The sequence below is a fragment of the Anaerocolumna jejuensis DSM 15929 genome (assembly GCF_900142215.1).
GTDB classification, from domain to species: Bacteria; Bacillota; Clostridia; order Lachnospirales; family Lachnospiraceae; genus Anaerocolumna; species Anaerocolumna jejuensis.
Genome location: NZ_FRAC01000012.1, coordinates 200,837 through 219,109, shown reverse-complemented (window position 1 = coordinate 219,109; position 18,273 = coordinate 200,837). Strand labels below are relative to the sequence as shown.

14 protein-coding genes are annotated in these 18,273 nt (G+C 42.6%); 2 read left to right on the top strand and 12 right to left on the bottom strand.

What is annotated here, in order from left to right:
* Window positions 1-187: 187 nt before the first annotated feature.
* Window positions 188-1,354: an MFS transporter gene (locus BUB77_RS13240; protein ID WP_073276644.1), complete on the top strand. Its 1,167-nt coding sequence runs from the start codon at window positions 188-190 to the stop codon at window positions 1,352-1,354.
* 205 nt (window positions 1,355-1,559) lie between these two features.
* On the opposite strand, the gene BUB77_RS13235 is transcribed toward BUB77_RS13240, so the two are convergent.
* The 12 genes from BUB77_RS13235 to BUB77_RS13180 form a co-directional block, all read right to left on the bottom strand.
* A complete protein-coding gene (locus BUB77_RS13235) occupies window positions 1,560-2,996 on the bottom strand; it encodes an ATP-binding cassette domain-containing protein (RefSeq protein WP_073276642.1) in 1,437 nt (478 codons plus the stop codon).
* A 21-nt stretch (window positions 2,997-3,017) separates the two neighbouring features.
* Entirely contained in the window at window positions 3,018-4,028 is a 1,011-nt protein-coding gene (locus BUB77_RS13230) for a sensor histidine kinase (RefSeq protein WP_242962496.1), read from the bottom strand.
* Between the two features lie 68 nt (window positions 4,029-4,096).
* The gene (locus BUB77_RS13225; protein WP_073276638.1) at window positions 4,097-5,707 is read right to left on the bottom strand and encodes a response regulator transcription factor; all 1,611 of its coding nucleotides are present in this window, start codon (window positions 5,705-5,707) and stop codon (window positions 4,097-4,099) included.
* A 301-nt stretch (window positions 5,708-6,008) separates the two neighbouring features.
* On the bottom strand, window positions 6,009-6,977 hold the full coding sequence (locus BUB77_RS13220; protein ID WP_073276636.1) for a substrate-binding domain-containing protein: 969 nt from the start codon (window positions 6,975-6,977) through the stop codon (window positions 6,009-6,011).
* Between the two features lie 46 nt (window positions 6,978-7,023).
* Entirely contained in the window at window positions 7,024-8,013 is a 990-nt protein-coding gene (locus BUB77_RS13215; protein WP_073276634.1) for an ABC transporter permease, read from the bottom strand.
* Window positions 8,010-9,548 carry a sugar ABC transporter ATP-binding protein gene (locus BUB77_RS13210; protein ID WP_073276632.1) on the bottom strand — a complete coding sequence of 513 codons (1,539 nt, stop codon included), beginning with the start codon at window positions 9,546-9,548 and terminating at the stop codon, window positions 8,010-8,012. Before BUB77_RS13210 ends, BUB77_RS13215 begins: the two co-directional genes overlap by 4 nt.
* A 309-nt stretch (window positions 9,549-9,857) precedes the next feature.
* Window positions 9,858-11,369: a sensor histidine kinase gene (locus BUB77_RS13205; RefSeq protein WP_073276630.1), complete on the bottom strand. Its 1,512-nt coding sequence runs from the start codon at window positions 11,367-11,369 to the stop codon at window positions 9,858-9,860.
* A 2-nt stretch (window positions 11,370-11,371) separates the two neighbouring features.
* A complete protein-coding gene (locus BUB77_RS13200; RefSeq protein WP_330392568.1) occupies window positions 11,372-12,055 on the bottom strand; it encodes a response regulator transcription factor in 684 nt (227 codons plus the stop codon).
* 260 nt (window positions 12,056-12,315) lie between these two features.
* Window positions 12,316-13,251: an EF-hand domain-containing protein gene (locus BUB77_RS13195; RefSeq protein ID WP_073276628.1), complete on the bottom strand. Its 936-nt coding sequence runs from the start codon at window positions 13,249-13,251 to the stop codon at window positions 12,316-12,318.
* Window positions 13,252-13,644: 393 nt separating this feature from the next.
* Window positions 13,645-14,592, bottom strand: a complete 948-nt coding sequence (locus BUB77_RS13190; RefSeq protein WP_073276626.1) for a hypothetical protein — start codon at window positions 14,590-14,592, stop codon at window positions 13,645-13,647.
* On the bottom strand, window positions 14,576-14,812 hold the full coding sequence (locus tag BUB77_RS13185; RefSeq protein WP_073276624.1) for a helix-turn-helix domain-containing protein: 237 nt from the start codon (window positions 14,810-14,812) through the stop codon (window positions 14,576-14,578). Before BUB77_RS13185 ends, BUB77_RS13190 begins: the two co-directional genes overlap by 17 nt.
* Before the next feature lie 26 nt (window positions 14,813-14,838).
* A complete protein-coding gene (locus BUB77_RS13180; RefSeq protein WP_073276623.1) occupies window positions 14,839-15,816 on the bottom strand; it encodes a hypothetical protein in 978 nt (325 codons plus the stop codon).
* 189 nt (window positions 15,817-16,005) lie between these two features.
* On the opposite strand from BUB77_RS13180, the gene BUB77_RS13175 reads away from it, so the two are divergent.
* On the top strand, window positions 16,006-18,240 hold the full coding sequence (locus BUB77_RS13175; RefSeq protein WP_073276621.1) for an alpha/beta hydrolase family protein: 2,235 nt from the start codon (window positions 16,006-16,008) through the stop codon (window positions 18,238-18,240).
* Window positions 18,241-18,273: the final 33 nt, after the last annotated feature.

The window sequence follows — 18,273 nt, the reverse complement described above, 5'->3', positions numbered from 1 at the left end:
ACTCATATCTTTATCAGTCTTTTGGTTCTGACAGCTACATTATATGTCTTCCGGTTTAAAAATACAATCCTAACCTTTACATTAAGTATTTCTCTCTTTTATCCAATTCAAACACCTTAATTCTCTTGTTTTTAAAAAGAGAAAGTACTATAATTGTCTAAAACTCTTACAAAGGAACTGAATTGCTATGACTGCCGATGCAAAAAAGAAACAAGCACTGCTGCTTGCTGTTGTAATATTATTCTGGTTTGCCCAATATGTGTACATCCCTTATCAAACGCCTTACCTTCTGTCCATACAGGTTTCCGAAGCTTTTCTTGGAAGCATCCTCGGTGCCTACGGCGTCACCCAGATGCTGATGCGGCTTCCCATCGGGGTAATGGCTGACTCCGTCGGCAGGCATAAAATCTTTATACTCTCGGGAACTCTGGCGGCAGGGGCAGCTTCTCTTATCCGCTTTTTGCTGCCGGGAGGCACTGGATTTCTGGCTGCTAACCTTCTATCCGGCATGGCATCTTCCATGTGGATATCCTTTATGGTTATGTACACCGGTTTTTTCCCGGAGGAAGAACAGCAAAAGGCAACCGGAAGAATTATTTTATGCAATAATTTTGGAATTTTACTGGGATTCCTGATGAGCTCCCTTCTTTATAAAAATTTTGGAATGAGCCTGTTATGTATCTTAAGTATAGCAGCAGGTGTCTTAGCTACCCTCCTGGCCTTCTTTTTAAAGGAAGAGAAAGGAACAGGCGCATTTTCACATATTTCCTTTGCTTCCCTAAAGGTCTGCTTACATAAACGTCTTATATTGTTCAGCCTGCTGGCGTTAATCCAGCAGGGAGTCCAGATGTCAACCGCAATGTCTTTTACCGCGCAGATTTTAAAGGAAAGAGGCGCCTCCGCGTTTCTTATTGGATTTTCCTCTATTATCTATATGGTGTCCGCCGTGCTGACCTCCGCTTTTTCCTCCTCGAAAAAGGCTGTTAAGATTGGATCGGGAACTTTGATACCCATAGTATTTTTTACCTTGGGCTTATACTGCATTCTGATTCCCATTACCCCTTATATCCCTCTGCTCCTTGCCTTACAGCTTCTTCCCGGTATGGCAACGGGAATATTATTCTCCAATCTGACCGCAGAGGCCATGAAGGGAATTCCTGCGAAAATAAAATCCACTGCTATGGGCTTTTATCAGGCCGTGTATGCTCTTGGGATGACTCTCTTTCCCATGTTCACTGGAAGTCTGGCAGCGGGCCGTTCCTATCTTGCTGCCTATATCCTGTTAGCCCTTGCAGCCTTTGTTGGCACGGCAGTATCCTTGATTTATTACTGTCTTAAGAAACCTGCGGCTTAGTACTCAGGGAAGCTGCCCTTGTGAAATTTTCCCGGAAGAATTCCCCTGGAAACTCCACGTAAGACTACTCTGGAAACTCCGCATAAGACTACTCAGGAAACTCCGCGTAAGACTACTCAGGAAACTCCGCGTAAGACTACTCAGGAAACTCCGCGTAAGACTACTCAGGAAACTCCAATTTAGACTCCCTCAGATACTCCTATCATTAGAAAAACATATCAAAATCTTTTTTCTCATAATTCTTTATAATACGTCCGTCTTCCATCAGCATCATCCTGTCGGCGATGGATAAGCTGTCCGCAACATTCAGTGACAGTATGATAATTGTGATTCCTTTTTCTTTTAATTGGTAAAGCAGCTCCACGATATGTCTTCTCAGATACATGTCTGCGTCAGCAAAGGGCCGGATACATATCAGCAGGTCAGGGTTATATAAATGTACTCTGTAGTATACCAGATTATACAAAGACGCCGGCTCCAGCTCCTTAAGATTACCCGTATAGATTTCCCTGCCGACATAGCTTTGATACTCCTCTACAATACTCTCCAGAATCCGGGGCTTTATAACAGAACACCCCAGTTTCCTGTCGGAAAGGAAGGTCAGATTTTCCAGATAATTCATATCCCAAAAAAGCATGGTCCTGATCGGATTTTTATTAATTGTCATAATTCCCTGCTGCAGGGCTTTTCTGGCCTCTTTGTGGGTATATGGTTTTCCCTTGTAAATAATACTTCCGCTTAACACCTTACTTCTTCCATATATTAAATCCAAAAAATCCTCGTGAATATCACTCCCTTTATCCAAAAGGACAACGCATTCCCCTTTTTGTACGGAAAAGGATACCCCCTTCATATTCTTTGAACTGACCTGTTTAAAGGTAAGTATTCCGGCTGCTTCTCCCGGTATGGGCTCTCCCACCTCAAAAGGAATCGTATAAGGTAAAATATGTTCCTCCACCATTTCCTCTTTTGACAGTATCTTGATGATTCTGGCCTCACTCACCAGTGCAACCCTGTCACTGATTAAAAAAACCTCTTCATGATGATTTCCTAAATACAAAAAAGCAACGCCAAGGCTGCTGTATTCACGAATGTATTCATAGTATTTCATAAGCTCCACCCGGCTTAAGAAGCTTGCTAAATCCCTTAATACAATAAGCTTGCAGTCAGCTACCACTGCACGGTATAATTCTACCAGGCACCTTTCGTAATGTGTCAGCTCATAAGCAGGCTTCTCCGGGCTTATACCGGAAAGTCCCTCGGGAAACAGGCGGTAAAATTCCTTATTCAGCCTGCTTTGGTTTATGATATGCTTCTTTAATCCCTTGCGCATTACAAATATATTTTCCGCAACCGAAAGATTCCCTATTAAACCGTTGTTGTGGCTTATCACATAAATCTGATTCATGGACATACTGCTGTATTCATAATAATTTACCAATTCCTCTTTGTAATAAATCCTGCCGTATTCAATGGGATAATTATTGCACAAAAGCTCAATCAGTTCGTCTTTTCCGCGGGAAGTCAAAAAAATCATACCCATAATCTCACCCTTAAATATATGAAGGTTGATATTATCCAGGCAGACTACGCCATCTTTTTTCCTTGTCACATTTTCAATTCTCAGGATTTCCTCTTTCATGGCTTTCCTTCTTCCAATCTGCTATTCTGTATGAAAAGGTATGGTAATCTCAACATCTGTTCCTTCGTTTTGTGTGCTGTAGATATATAACCCGTATTCGTCTCCGAAGAGGAGCTTGATTCTGCTGTTAACATTGATTAGTGCTATCCCGCTTTTTCCGGTGTCTTCCTGCTTCATTCCATCAAGGGAAATTGCCCTAAGCTTCTTATTTAATGCAATTACCTTCTCCTCCGGCATCCCAAGGCCGTTGTCCGATATGGTTATAATCAGCCGCTTTCCTGTACCCTCAATTTTAATGCGCACGATTCCTTTTCCTATTTTTTCTTCCAGACCGTGATAAATAGCATTCTCTACCACAGGCTGAAGCGTAAGCTTTGGAATCCTGGCGGACAGCAGCTCCTCTTCTTCACTGCCGGTATCAATGGATATGCTCAATCTGTCTTCAAAGCGGAACTGCTGGATAATAAAGTAGTTCTTTACGTTGTTCAGCTCCTCTTCCAGGGTGACCAAATGCTCCACGTGGGATATGGTGTAACGGAAAAAGGAAGAAAGTGCCTCCGTCATACGGGCTACCTCGGATATACCTGCACACAGTGCTTCGCTTCGTATTCCTTCCAGCGTATTGTATAAAAAATGCGGATTGATCTGATTCTGCAAGGCCAGATATTCTGCCTGCTTTTTGGATGCACTGATCAGTTCCTTGGTATTTAGCATTTCCCGAAATTTATTATTCATTTTTTCCGTTGCCGGGCATAAAGGATAACGCAGTTCGAATATCCCCTGTAAGATATAGCCCTTTGAAAACAGCTCCATCATCTTTTTTGTTTCCCGGTAAGGCTTAAACACCAGCCGGTAGTATCCATATAAAATCATAAAATAGATGAAAAACAGGAATAAAAGTATGGTAGGAAATATGTCAAGGCCCGAGGCTGCCGGCAGCCCTAAGAGCAGCCCCAGGGTAAAGACTGCCAGAAATACAGTTAGTATGGTCTGACGGTATATAAGATATTTTCTGCCTTCTCTTTTCATCATGACCCCTTTCGTAAATGCGGAACCTTTTATTGCTCCGATAAAATGGACTAAAATCCCGAATATTTTTCCTAGGCATACAGCTTCCTGAATTCATTTGGTTTTAGTCCCGTATATTTTTTAAAGCACTTTGCAAAATGCTTCATATCACTGTATCCGATTTCCTCGCAAATGCTGGCAATACTCTTATCCGTTTCTCTTAACAGCCTCTTGCATTCATTCATCCGGAGCATTGTTACATATTCTAAAAAGGTAAACCCGGTTTCCTTTTTAAAAATGGTGCTGAAATAGCTGGTGTTAAATCCTACCTGGCTGCTGACCTCCTCTAAGGTAACGGAATTTTTAAAATTACTTTCAATATACTGCTTTGCAATACGGATGGGGCGGATACTTGCCTGCTTCTTATCCTCCAAGACCTGTTTCATGGAGTCTTCCAAAGTTTTTTTAAGAAGCCCGAACAATTCCTGTATACTAACGCAGTCATCCGCATTCTCATTGAATTCCGGCAGTAATTTCTCTCCTCCTGAAATCAGAATGTTATTTTCCTTTAAGGTCAGCAGATATATATTCAGTACCTCCTTTGTCATCTGTAAAATCTCATGCCCGGTAATTCCCGGATATTCAAGAAGAATTCTTCGAAGGCCGTCTATTTCCTTTCTCACCTGTTCCAGCTCCAGCTTCTCTATACTGCTTATCATCCTTCGATTGAAATCCCCGAATTCTCTGGATTCCGTAAAAGGACGGCTGTCCTTCTGTTCATATTCCAATACCTTCAGGCTTCCCGGAATAATCCTCTGCTGGATAGCGTACAGGGCTTTCTTCAAGGATTCTTCTGCCTGCTCCATGTCACTTACCGCATTGCCTAAACCGACGGTAACCTCGACCAGGTTCAGAATGACATCCTGTGAGATCACCTCATTGACAAAGGCTTTTAGATTCCGTTTAACCGTAAGCTGGTTTTCTTTCCTGTAATTGATAAGGCCAAAAAGGATATTATTCTGAAAGCTGCAGGCATAATCATATGTAAGCTCATGGAACAGGCGGTAAAACCATTCTCTGGCCTTTCCCTCCAGGGCAGGATAAATTTCCCTTTCCGCCGCTTTTACATGGTAGAATTTCAGGCATACCACCTGAAAGACACCCTCCTTAAAATTATAATTAAACTCGGAATTAACCGTTTCTATCTTCAGCTTCTGCTTCTCCACCAGGTTCTTAAAAAGCATGCTGGAAAAGCTGTTGCGAAGCCTGCCTTTATTAGCCGCAAGGTCCGTTACGATCTGCCTGCTGGTAATCTGTGAATCAACCCTTGCCTGCAGTTTATCCCTCATCCGTGAAAGGGTGACCTGCAGCTCTTCCCTGTTTACAGGCTTTAAAATGTAATCGTTGACGCCGAATTTGATTGCCGTCTGGGCATACTCAAAGTTCCTGTGCCCGCTGATTATTATAAATTCCAGCTCCTTCTCCACTTCTCTGGCTTTTTCAATCATCTCCAGGCCATTGAGGCCGGGCATGCGGATGTCTGATATAATTAAGTGTGGTCTATATTCCTTAATCCTGTCAAGTACCTCCATCCCGTCTCCGGCCGTAGCAACTACTTCCATACCGTATTTATCCCAATCAACCAACATACGAATTAATTGACATACTTTTTTCTCATCGTCTGCTATGATTACTCGAAACATCCCTACACCTCTTCAGCAATTTTAATTTTGAATACCTTTTACAGACATAATGTTTAAGCTATTTTGTATAATACTCATTCTGTTTTATGTATATGTTTTATAAATATTTTACAATAATCATACTATAATTTCTAAATAATGGCAAGCTTCTATCCGGTCAAAACCCTTTCTTCCCCAATTAATTTCCAGGCTGCTTTCTTCTTTTCCATACGAAAGAGCTAGCGTATCATAATACACCTGTCCTGCAAAAAGGTATTATAATACGCTATCTCTTTATTGTTATATTATTTATGAATTCTGACTATTTTTTATAATCGGCTACATTATCCTTTGTTACGGCTGTAACACCGGTATCCAGATTCTCGCCTGCCTCTTCTCCCTTTATTGCTTTAATAGCTGTTTTCACGCCTTCATATCCCATTGTAGAAGGGTTCTGTGCCATAGCTCCTAAGAGATTTCCCTGTTCAATCAAATCCAATATAGCATCGGAGGTATCAAAGCCAATACCGATTGCCTTGCCTCCTGCCTCTTTGATTGCATTTCCTACACCGACGGTGGAGCCTTCATTGCAGCCATATAATCCTACACACCCCTGAGCCAGGAAGTTGGATGCCGCATTCTGGGACTGGGCAGCTTCTCCTTCGCAGTACTGGGTTTCCAGAATTTTAAACTCTGTACCATCAAAAGCGCTGCGAAAGCCGTTCTCTCTCTTCATGGTGGAATCTGTTGAGGTATTAACACTGATAATTCCGATATCACCGGAGGTAATATTCTTTGCCTTTAATGCTTCGATCAGCTTTTCTCCGGCTGTTTTTCCGGCTGCTTCATTATCGGTGCTTAAGGTTCTGACAGCAGGATAATCTGCCGGTGAATCCACATAAACAATCTTTACGCCTGCAGCTTCTGCTTCTTTTAAGGATTCGTTCACAGCTGTGGGTCCGTTTGCCGCCAATAGAATTGCCTGGGCACCGTCTGCTACCGCATTGTTGATTTTCTCAATCTGCTGGGCATCATCCTTCTTATCCGGTGCGGACCATTTGTAATCCACTGTTACACCGCCGGATTTCAGTTCATCCACTGCCTTCTTGCAGCCCTTATCCACGTTGGCCCAGTACTGGTCCATCTGATCCATTGTTATGAGATAAACCTTATAGCTGTCACCCTTTTTACCGCCCTCTGTAGCTGCAGTCTCCTTATCCTTACCGCACCCCGTAAGCATTGCTGCCACCATTGCCGTACATAATAAAACACTTAATACCTTCTTTTTCATCGTAAACCTCCCATTTTTTATAATATAAGCAGTTTATAGCACTGCCTTATACCTTAATTGCTTTATTGTGGAACTTTCCGCTCCGGACAATTACATCGAGCAGTACGGAAACAATTACGATAATACCTATTACAATATTTCTGATTGCTACCGGTGCCCCGACAAATTGCAGTCCATTCTGCAGTACTCCCCAAATGGCAGCACCTATAATGGTTCCTAAAATATTACCCTGCCCTCCCAGGGTCGATACTCCGCCGATAACCGATGCTGCTACGGCATACAGTTCATAACTGTTTCCGGCATCCATGGTACCCATTCCGCTGGTGGCGCAGATAATCAGGCCTACCGTACAGGCACAGATACTGCTGACAATATATGCCTTAATCGTTGTTCCCACGATATCCACACCGGAGAGCTTTGCTGCTTCCAGATTACTTCCTATGGCGTAAATATGCCGTCCTGACCTTGTCTTGCTTAAGATAAAGTCAAAAATCACCCATAAGACCAGGGCTATCCATATGGTATTGTAAAGTCCAAGGGATTTACCGTAATAAAAGAAATTCCGGAAGCCTTCCGCCTTTTCCCCGATGGAATCCGTATTATAATTATTGTTAACAATCTGTGCGATTCCTCTGGCAATGGTCATGGTACCAAGGGTTGCAATAAAGGGCGGAAGCTTGAGCTTAGCCACCAAAAGTCCGTTGGAGATACCTACCAGTATACAAAAGAAAAAGGTTAAAAGCACCGCTGTCCAGGGATTCATTCCCTTTGTCATAAGGGTTGCCGATACCATACAGCTCATACCTACAAGGGAACCTATGGATAGATCAATGTTTCCGGTTATCAGGACATAGGACTGCCCTACGCCGATTAATAGTACGGGAGCTATCTGCCGGAACAGGTTCCCGGCATTTCTCCCTGAAAAGAAGTTCGGATTTAATATGCCAAATACAACACAAAGTATGATAAGTCCTATTGTAACCGTTATTACCTGCCCCATGCCACGGGATGCTTTCATTTTTTTTGCTAAATTCATACCTGCCTCCAGTCTTTCTTGTCTGCTTCCTTCTCTTCGAGTTTGTTATCAAATTTCGTAGCATAGGATAGAATGATATCACCGGTTGCATCCTTTGTATCAAGTTCTCCGGTAATTCTGCCGTCACACATCACCAGTATCCTGTCACTGATTCCCATTACCTCCGGCATTTCAGAGGATATGAACATTACCCCGACCCCCTGCTGCTTTAACTCATTCATGATATTATATATCTCAACCTTGGCAGCTACGTCAATGCCTCTGGTAGGTTCATCAAAGATGACTACTCTTGAACTCCTGGCCAGCCACTTACCTACCACGACCTTTTGCTGATTACCTCCCGACAGGCTTTCTGCCCTTACGGTATCTTCCGGAAGCTTTATCTTCAAGCTCTTAATTGTCTTGCTTACCATCCCGTTTTCTTTTGACTTATTCACTACGCCCAGTAAATTACAAAGCAAATCCAGATTTGGCAGGGAGATATTTTCTTTTACGCTTAATTTTGTGCACAATCCGTCCTTTTTTCTGTCTTCCGGGGCAAGGACAATCCCGGCCTTTATTGCATTCTTTGGCTTATGTATTATCACCGGCTCTCCATCCAGTATGATGTCACCGGAATCCTTGCTGTCGATTCCGAAAACCGCCCTTGTCATTTCTGTTCTCCCGGCTCCCATAAGGCCGGCCACTCCCACAATTTCCCCTTCACGCAGCTGAAAGCTAATATCCTTTACCATCTTACCCGCGTTCAGATGCTTTACCTCAAGAATTGTTTTGCCCCGCCGGCTTTCCACTCTGGGGAACTTATCCTTGATTTCTCTTCCCACCATGTAAGTAATGATTTCCGGCAACGTAGTACCTGCAAAGTCCATACTCTTGATATACTGCCCGTCACGGAGGATGGTCACCCGGTCAACGATATGGCTGAGCTCCTCCAAACGGTGGGATATATAGATAATGCCGCACCCTTCCGCCTTTAACTGCTTTATTATATGAAATAATTCATTAATCTCCTTGGAGGTCAAAGCCGAAGTCGGTTCATCCATGATCAATATTTTAGCCTGGGTTGAAAGTGCCTTGGCAATTTCAACCATCTGCTGCTTGGATACGGACAAATCTCCCACAATGGTATCGGGGCTGATATCCATTTGAAACCTCTTTAATATCCTTTCCGTTTCACGCTTCATTTCATTATCTGAGAGTATTCCGGATTTTAACTTTTCTCTTCCAAGGAAGATGTTCTCTGCCACCGACAGGTGGCTGCACATATTTAATTCCTGATGAATAATGGCGATTCCAAGCTCTCTGGCCCGTTTGGCTGTCATATCTTCCACTTCTTTGCCATAGACCTTAATGCTTCCGTCATCCTTCTGATATACACCGCTTAGTATTTTCATCAGTGTTGACTTACCGGCTCCATTTTCACCAAGTAATGCAAGTACCTCTCCCTTATACAAATCCAGTGATACCTCAACAAGCGCTTTAACTCCTGGAAAGCTTTTATTCATATTTCGTATTTCCACCAGTTTTTCCTGCATTTTTATCCCTGTCTTTCCTGCTTACTTTTCTTGTTTGTTTCTGAAGAAAGTATATCATTTCCATGTGAAGGAAAACAGGGGTATCCCTTTGGATTTTAAGGGGCATTTATTGTATCTATTCTATCCTGTAAAAAAATAAGGACCTGCCGCAAAAAGAGCAACAAAGAGGCTGTAGCAAAATGAACTTTTCATACAAAATATGGATGCTGACCAAGTGGTCAGGAATCATATCTTGTTGAATTTTAGTGTTTTGCGACAGCCCCTGAAGCTTTTTTTTGCAGCAAGCCCTTTTAAACCAGCTATCCATTTTTAATTTTTAGTACCAAGCTCAAAATCACACCAGAATACCACGCCGCCTTCCCTATTATAGACCCCATAGGAAAAGCCCTGGGATTCCTGGATAGCCCGGACAATGGAAAGTCCAAGTCCCGTTCCGGTATCCTCTCTTGTCCTGGCCTGATTTAATTTATAAAAGCTCTGCCACAGCCTTGGAAATTCCTCCTCCGGAATGGGCGGGCTGCTGTTATACACAGAAAGCACCGCTTTCTCTTTGCAGGTGTCCTGCATAAGGGATACCTTAAGCTGCTTTTTTTCATCCGCATAATTTATTGCATTCATGACAAAGTTCGTTATTACCTGTCCGCTTCTTTGCCTGTCGGCCTCAATAACAACACCATCCTGTATATCAGTCTTAAGGCAGAGTCCTTTTTCCTTTAATACTTTTTGATATTTATCAAGCTGTTCCTTTAAGTCCTCTGAGAAGTCAAAGCTTTCTTTTTCTACGGCAAAGCCCTCCTGCTCCAGCCTGGACAAATCCAGCAGCTCCTTTATCAAAGCATCCATTTTATCCGTTTCTTCCATAATAACATCACAGTAGAAGTCTCTTCGTTCCGCATTGTCCGCAATATTTGCCCTAAGCCCTTCCGCATAGCCCTGTATTAAAAAGACCGGCGTCTTTAGCTCATGGGATACATTGGCAACAAATTCCCTGCGGAGTTTTTCCATATGCCTTTCCCTGTCGATATCCTGACTAAGCTTTCCGATTGCTTCTCCCAGTGCGGAGGACAGCTCATTGATACTTTGGGAAAGCTCTCCCAGCTCATCTTTTGTATGAATCTGCAGGGTCTTTGAAAAATCAAGCCTTGACATTCGTCCTGTAATGTCGTTCATTTCCTTTATGGGCTTTGTGAATTTACCTGATATCAGCAGAGTAAGGAGTGCCGTAAGGAATACTGTAAATAAACCGATAAAAAATGTAAACCGGTTCGACAGGGAAGCATTTTCCGATATTTCTGCCATTGGAACCCATATCAGCAGAATCAGCCCGTCCTCTCTCTGAATCTGGTAACGGAGAGTGTTAATGTCATACCCTGGGTCCTTTGTTATCATAAAAAAGGAATTCTCATCCTGCCTCTTCCATTCCTCAAACTTACCATGGGGCGGAATTCTCATATCATAATGAACCGGTCCGGCTATCATTCCGCCATGCATGTTCTCCGCAGGGTAATATACCTCTCCCCTGCCATTGCCGATAACAATGGTCCCTCCCAGCTTCTTTTCCAAGGAATTTATTTTATTGACCAGGGAAGTCTCTTTAAAAAATTCCCTGCCTTTTTTTATTCCCGATTCCTGTCCGTAATCCTCTATGTAAGCTTCCAGCTCTTTGCTGATTGTCATTAAGGTATTCTTCTTATGATGGATATAGTACTTTTCCGCGAAAAAGGTATTAAACCCCAATAGAAGTGCTGCAAATATAAGAATCGTAGAAAGCATATAGGTAAACAGCTTCATACGTATCGATCTTCTGAAATTAACACCCATGCTTATCCCTCAAATTTATAGCCAAAGCCCCTTATAGTGGTAATGGCATCTCCTTTTGTCTTCAGCTTTATCCGCAGCCTGTTGATATGGGTATCCACGGTCCTTAACCCTCCGTAATAATCATACCCCCATACCTGCCGGATTAACTGCTCCCTGGATACAATCTGCCGGCTGTTTTGTACCAGCGTGATTAAAATACTGTATTCCGTGGGACTTAAGCTTATTTCCTCCATTCCGACCTTTACCTGATGACAGCCGGTGTCTATCATTAATTCCCCGAACTCCAGGGGCTTCTCCCTAAGACTTCCTTTATCCTGCCTGCGAAAGAAGGCTTTCAGCCTTGCGACCAATACAGTGGGTTTTACAGGCTTTTTAATATAGTCGTCCGCTCCGATTTCAAAGCCGTGGACTTCATCAAAGTCCTCCGCCCTTGCTGTCAGCATGATAATCGGAACCTGTGAGACCTTGCGTATTTCCCTGCAGACTGTCCAGCCGTCATATTCCGGAATCATTACATCCAGCAAAAGCATATCAATTTCCTGTATTCTGCTGTGAAACAGCTCCAGCGCCTGCCTGCCGTCACTGGCTTCCATTATCTTATACCCTTCTTTTTCAAGAAAATCCCGAAGAAGAATCCTGATTTTAGGTTCATCATCCACAAGTAATATGGTTTTATCCTGCAGCATATCGGTACCGCCTTTTCCCTTCGTAAATAACCTGTTCTAAACTTTCTATAGCAGTATAACAGGAATATGTGGTCAAAGTATGAAAAGGATGCTGTACTTTATAATCCATTCAGTACAACATCCTTTTTTACATCACATATGCTCCTATTGCATACCCCAGACCTGTCTGCGGTACTGCTAAAATAATGGAGTGTGAAAATGCTTATCTTTCAAATATGCCAATTCATAAGGTGAGCATGCTTTTACTATTAATTGCGTTACTAAATTTCACTGCTCCATCCGCCATCCTCATCACCTTCCAGATAGCGGTAACTGTTCTCATAAGAGTTCATTGCCTGGAGCCTTGCAGCGGCTGCCTGTGACAGTACTGCATTTGCTTCCTCCGCACTGATTTCTCCGTCTCCGTTGGTATCATACTGGGAGAAGAAATCCTCTGCATCCGGTGCATCCTCAATTCCCAGTGACGAAACCAGCTTTTCATATTCATCAGAGGAAAGGCTGCCATCACCATCGGTATCAATCTCGGAAGGAAGGGAAGTCTTGGAAGGCACATCCTCTACGCCTGCATTTGCTGCTCCCTGCCTTACTTCATCAACACTGATTTTTCCATCCTTGTCCGTATCGTAAAGATTGAAGAAATCCTCTGAACTTAAGGCATCCGTAATGTTATTATTCTTAACAAAAGCCTCATATTCCTCCACAGAGATTACCCCGTCACCATTGGTATCCGTGCTGGAGGAAAAGCTATCCTCGGAATCCTCATCTTCAACAGAAGGCGGAGGCGGCATCATTCTGCCGGTATTCCCGGCACCCAATTCTTCCGAAGTGATTTCTCCGTCTCCGTCAGTATCATATTTTGCAAAAAAGTCCTCCGCACTTAAGGCATTCTTAATTCCAAGCTGTGAAATGAGGTTATTGTACTCATCTTCTGAAATGGTACCATCTCCATCTGCGTCTAAAGTGCTGCTATCGCCATCCTTGGCATCTTCCTTAATCTCCTCTTGTTTGGCAGAGCTGCTGTTCTGCATTAATCCCATGATATCCCTAAGGGAGAGTGCTCCTTTTCTTACGGACTTACCTTCCTCCGTAACAAGCGTATCGTCAGTTACCGTACTATCGCTGCTCTCTGTTTTCTTTACAAGGCTCCCTGTTTTCTGATACCAATGGTTTGAACTGGAACTAATTGATTGGATCATATTTTTGCTCCTTTCAGTAATGTTTATTACTCTACATACATCGGAGCCCAATGTTACAGTTGTGTCACAGGTATATACCAGTTTTATTACAATTTATAATTGATTCGCCCAACAAATGCCCTGTTTCAATATCAGCAGGCAGTTTGTACAAAATAGAAGGCATGAATGCGCCTATGGAAATGTATTAGAAGTCCTTTTCTCTGAAGCTTTTGTGCTATATCCTCAAACAGATTGTCTGAGCAGCAGCGAGTTATCTGCTTGAGGATATGTCCAGCACAAAAGCTTCAGAGAATTAGGACTTCTTATACATTGTAATCGAAGCATTCATGCCTTCTATTTTGTACAAACTGCCGTCCCCTTGTGAAAATCTGCCTTTACCCAGGCAAATCACAATTATTTTGAAATCTCCAAATGAACAGCCCCAATCCCATCCTTCTCATTTGGAAAACTGCATTGATGGTAAAAAATCTTTTCCTTTCCAAAGCTGTATGCACTTCTCTGTACATAATCCCCCGTCCTATTATTATGCAGCGTCTCCTCCACAATCACATAATCCGCTTCCGGTGCCGCCTTATATCGAATCGTAGTACTGCCGTTATTTTTAAGCTCTGCGGACGCTATGACCTCATCCTTCCTGTTCATTTCCTTTATCACAATTTTCTTTGCCGGGTCAACAGTTTTTAAGGTAAGCTTTATGGATTGCTTCGTATACTTTTTAGTAAGCCCGTCGTTGCGCATTTCCATGACATTGTCAAATTTGGTACTTGTAGAAGTATTCACCGTATCTCCGGTAAAGGAAGTTCCCCTGGCATTTTCCAGCATGGTATAATAGGTTCCATCCCCTTTCCTGTAAACCGGATAGATATAATAGCTTTTTGTACTATCAGTCGGAACAAGGAAGGTCGCTTCCGAAATGGTTTCTGTCTTCCCGTCGTTATCCTGCACATTCTGCCCTACATTCGTAAAGCCGTCATCTGCCATCAGTACGGAATTTTCCACATTTTCTTTTTTCTCGGATATAATTCCAAAAAAGTACCCCTTTACTCCCTCAAACCTGACGGTATTGTCTTCCTGCACTCCTTTCACAATGTCCTTTCCTTCAAAAAGCGCCTTGCCGCTGATTTTTACCCCGCCCCCCATAGAAGGTTCCATGGCCGTATTATCTGCTTCTTTATTGATTTCTTCTCCGTTAAAGGCTAAAAAAGCTCCGCAGAGAACGTCATTTACAGAAAGCTTTCCGCCTTCTTTATCCACAGCCAGCCGGCAGCCAGTAAGTCCTGACAGCAAAGCGAAAATCAGGATGCCAGCCGTGTACCGGTAAAATCTAACTCTCTTCTTCATAATTATCCTCCTTCAGTTCTCCGTCACAGTCCAGAATATCCCCGACATTGCAATGAAGATAATGACATATTTTATTCAGTGTTTCAAACCGGACACCCTTTGCTTTTCCGCTTCGTAATACGGACAGGTTTGCCTCTGTTATCCCAATAAGACTGCATAATTCCTTGGATGTCATACGGCGTTCTTTTAAGATATCTTCCAAATGAACCTTTATAGCCATACTATTCCTTTCCTGCTTTCTGCTCTTTATATAAATAACTCATCATTTTCCTTCAGTTCCTTTGCCTCTTTAAAATAGGAAGCCAAAATCATAGAAAAAAGTGCTGTTATCAGAGGAAAAAATGAAATGTTCACAGTAAAAATAATGTTATTCAGCTGCTTCGCCAAAAGAAGCTGTAGGACGTTGAACAGGATATTGCAGCCGACCGTAGCATAGATACACCTTTTGCCTGCTTCCCCCAGGTTTATGGCGGCTTTCTTCTCTTCTTCCGTTAAGTGCTCCTTCTTCATGGCATCCGCCAGCTCTGCTCCGCTAAGAAAGATCATTACTGAAAATACCACCGGAATTCCTGATAAGATATAGTCTATAAGGGGATAAATCTGCGCTGTTTGGGAGAAGGCTTCCCCTGCTGCCTTTTCAATTGCCTGGAACATTTTTACCGTATTATAGTAAAAATACAGCACCGTATAAAATCCTGCTCCCGCCAGCAGGAGCTTTTTCAGCAGCCCATTCATGGATAAGCTTTTATGGTAGGAAGCGGGTAAAAATGCAGCTTCCGCAAAGCGGATAAATAAATAGCCCAGCCAGAGGCTGATATAGAATACAACCAGTGATACCTTTAGAGCCGGAAGCATTTCCGTATTATCCGTATAGGAAAAAAATCTTCCTGTCATTGTTAGCGGATTGATAAAAAAGTAAAATAAATAGAACTGGTAAGCTGTTATCAAAAGCAAAATAATATCTGCCTTATTCTTCTTTCCCCTTTTCCTGTTAACAAGCAGGAAAACCAGCGGAATCAACGATAGTCCAAAGTACAGGATAAAGGCAATTACATTTGTAAAAGCAGAATGAAAGGACAGCCGGCCAAGCCCCCTTCCAAGCAGATTAAAGGGCAGAATCAGCAGATATGCCCCGTCTTCAAAGGAAAATCCATAAAATATAATGCATGCCAATACAAATGATAGAATAGCCGTTACGACCAGCCCTATGCGAATTTTCTTCATTGCGACCCCCTTATTTTACCATAATTATTGTTTTGCAATAATTATATACTTAAAATTATTGTTTGTCAATAATTATATGAAAATAAATTATCGTTTATCAATAATTTAAATACTTCTGGAACTTTTTCACAGGTTGATTTATAATATTTACAATTACTTTATTTCATTAGCTGGCGGAAAGGATTTGTTATGAGTAGCAATTTTAAGATAAAGCCGATTGTAAAGACTGTCATAAAAAATGTTAAAAAATTATTTGGAAAGCTTATAGAAAAAATAAAATCCTGGGAGCATCGTAATTTCAGAGGAACCGGGAAACCGCTTGCTCCTTTTACAGATATCATTACCGGTATCCTCCTGGCATTGATGTTTCTGGAGTCCGGTTTGCCAAAGTTCCTGGGAGTCTTACTGGCTTTTGCTGTTTTCTTTCTTTTACTGAACCTGCTGCGGGTTATTTTACTCCCCTTTTTAAAGATAGCTCAGAAGCTTTCTGCCAGAAGCATCTATCTCCTTGTGGAGCTTTTTCTGGTGCTTTCTTATTTATGGGAGATTTCCTCCGGCAGCGGCGGCGATTCCGCTTACAAGCTCTCCCAGGTCCTGGCTGTTTTTCTGGCATTGGCTTTTCTCATTTTTATAAGAAGCTTCTATGCGGTATTCGGTTTACATAGAAAGAGCCCCTCCCTCCTGATAATACTTACCTTTTCCTTCCTGATTACAGCAGCAGGGACCTGGTTTGCAGCAGGCAGCGGCTTTTCCTATCCTTATGTCAGTAACTACCTCTCAATCCAGAAGGACAAACAAGCATCGGGAACGGAAGAAGCGCCTGCCTTCGGTCCCCTGGAAACAGCCTCCATCGAATACGGTATCGGAGGGGAAGAAATAAAATCCCGAAATACCAATCTTTCCAGTTATGTTGATTATACAGGCTTCTCCAAGAAATTAAGGGATTTCTACTGGGGGTACAGCATCGATACGGTCCCCTTAAAGGGTAAGGTCTGGTATCCCAGGGAGGGACAGAATTATCCGGTTATGTTTATTGTTCACGGGAACCACATTATGACAGCAGACTCCTATCTGGGTTATTCCTATCTGGGAGAATATCTTGCCAGTTATGGCTATGTTGTGGTATCCGTAGATGAAAGCTTTCTAAACGGCTATCTTGACAAAGGCCTTTCCGGGGAAAATGATGCCAGAGCCATTCTTCTGCTAGAAAATATGAGGGAAATGGAGAAAGATAATAACCAGAAAGATAATCCCTTATATAATAAAATGGATTTTGAGAAGCTTACCCTGGCAGGCCACTCCAGAGGGGGAGAAGCGGTTTCCATCGCCGCACTCTATAACACCCTGAAGGTCCTTCCGGATAATGGAAATATACGTCTAACCTACGATTTTGATATTAAGTCCCTGATAGCCATTGCCCCCTGCTCCGACCAGTACCGCCCTTCCGGCAGGGATGTGGAACTGAAAGATGTCAATTATCTTCTGATTCACGGCTCCAATGACCAGGATGTTTCCTATATGATGGGGGAAAAGCAGTATCACAACATTTCCTTTACCGGTGTCAATGATTATTTTAAGGCCTTTCTTTACATAGCAGATGCCAACCACGGGCAATTTAACTCTGAATGGGGAAGATTTGACCTTAGCACTCCCTTTCATATGATGCTTAATACAAAAAATCTGATTTCTGAGAATAAGCAGCAAAACACTTTAAAAACAGCGGTGAAAAATTTTCTGGATGCCACTATAAAGCAGGATAATGAGGCAAGGAGCTTCTTTAGTGACTACAATAAGCTGCGCTCCCAGCTGCCGGAAAACCTCTATTTGAACGGTTATGAAGCCAGTACCCTGCAGAACCTATGCAGCTACGAGGAGGATACGGACCTTACAACAGCCACCGTAGAAAATGTCAGCCTTTCTTCCCTGGGTGCTTCCTACTGGTATGAGACCAGGCTGTTTTATGAACTGGACGGCCCGGACAGGGATAATTATGCTCTGGCCTATGCCTGGAAGAATTCTCTCAGTTCTTATTATGAAATGCAGTTCACCCCTCCCTATGAGGAAAAGGGCAGCTTTTTTCAGTTTGATATCATGGATGACAGGGAATACCCCAAGGGACAAAAAAAGATTTCTCCCCTTGATCTGACCGTAAATATTACGGATACAAAGGGAGAAACCGCTCATGCCCTGTTATCTGATTTTGCCAGGGTATATCCTTCACTGCCGGTGATAACCACTAAGCTTCAGTTTATTACAAACAGCCCGGTTTATAAGCATTATTTTCAGACGGTGCGTATTCCCAAAACTGCCTTTCAAAAAAGTAATGAGAAGCTGGACCTGTCTTCCATCAAGAGTATCAGCTTTCATTTTGACAAGCTTAACACCGGGAATATCAAACTGGATAACATTGGCTTCACCAATTAATATTACTATTTGCCTGCACCATACTGCCGGAGT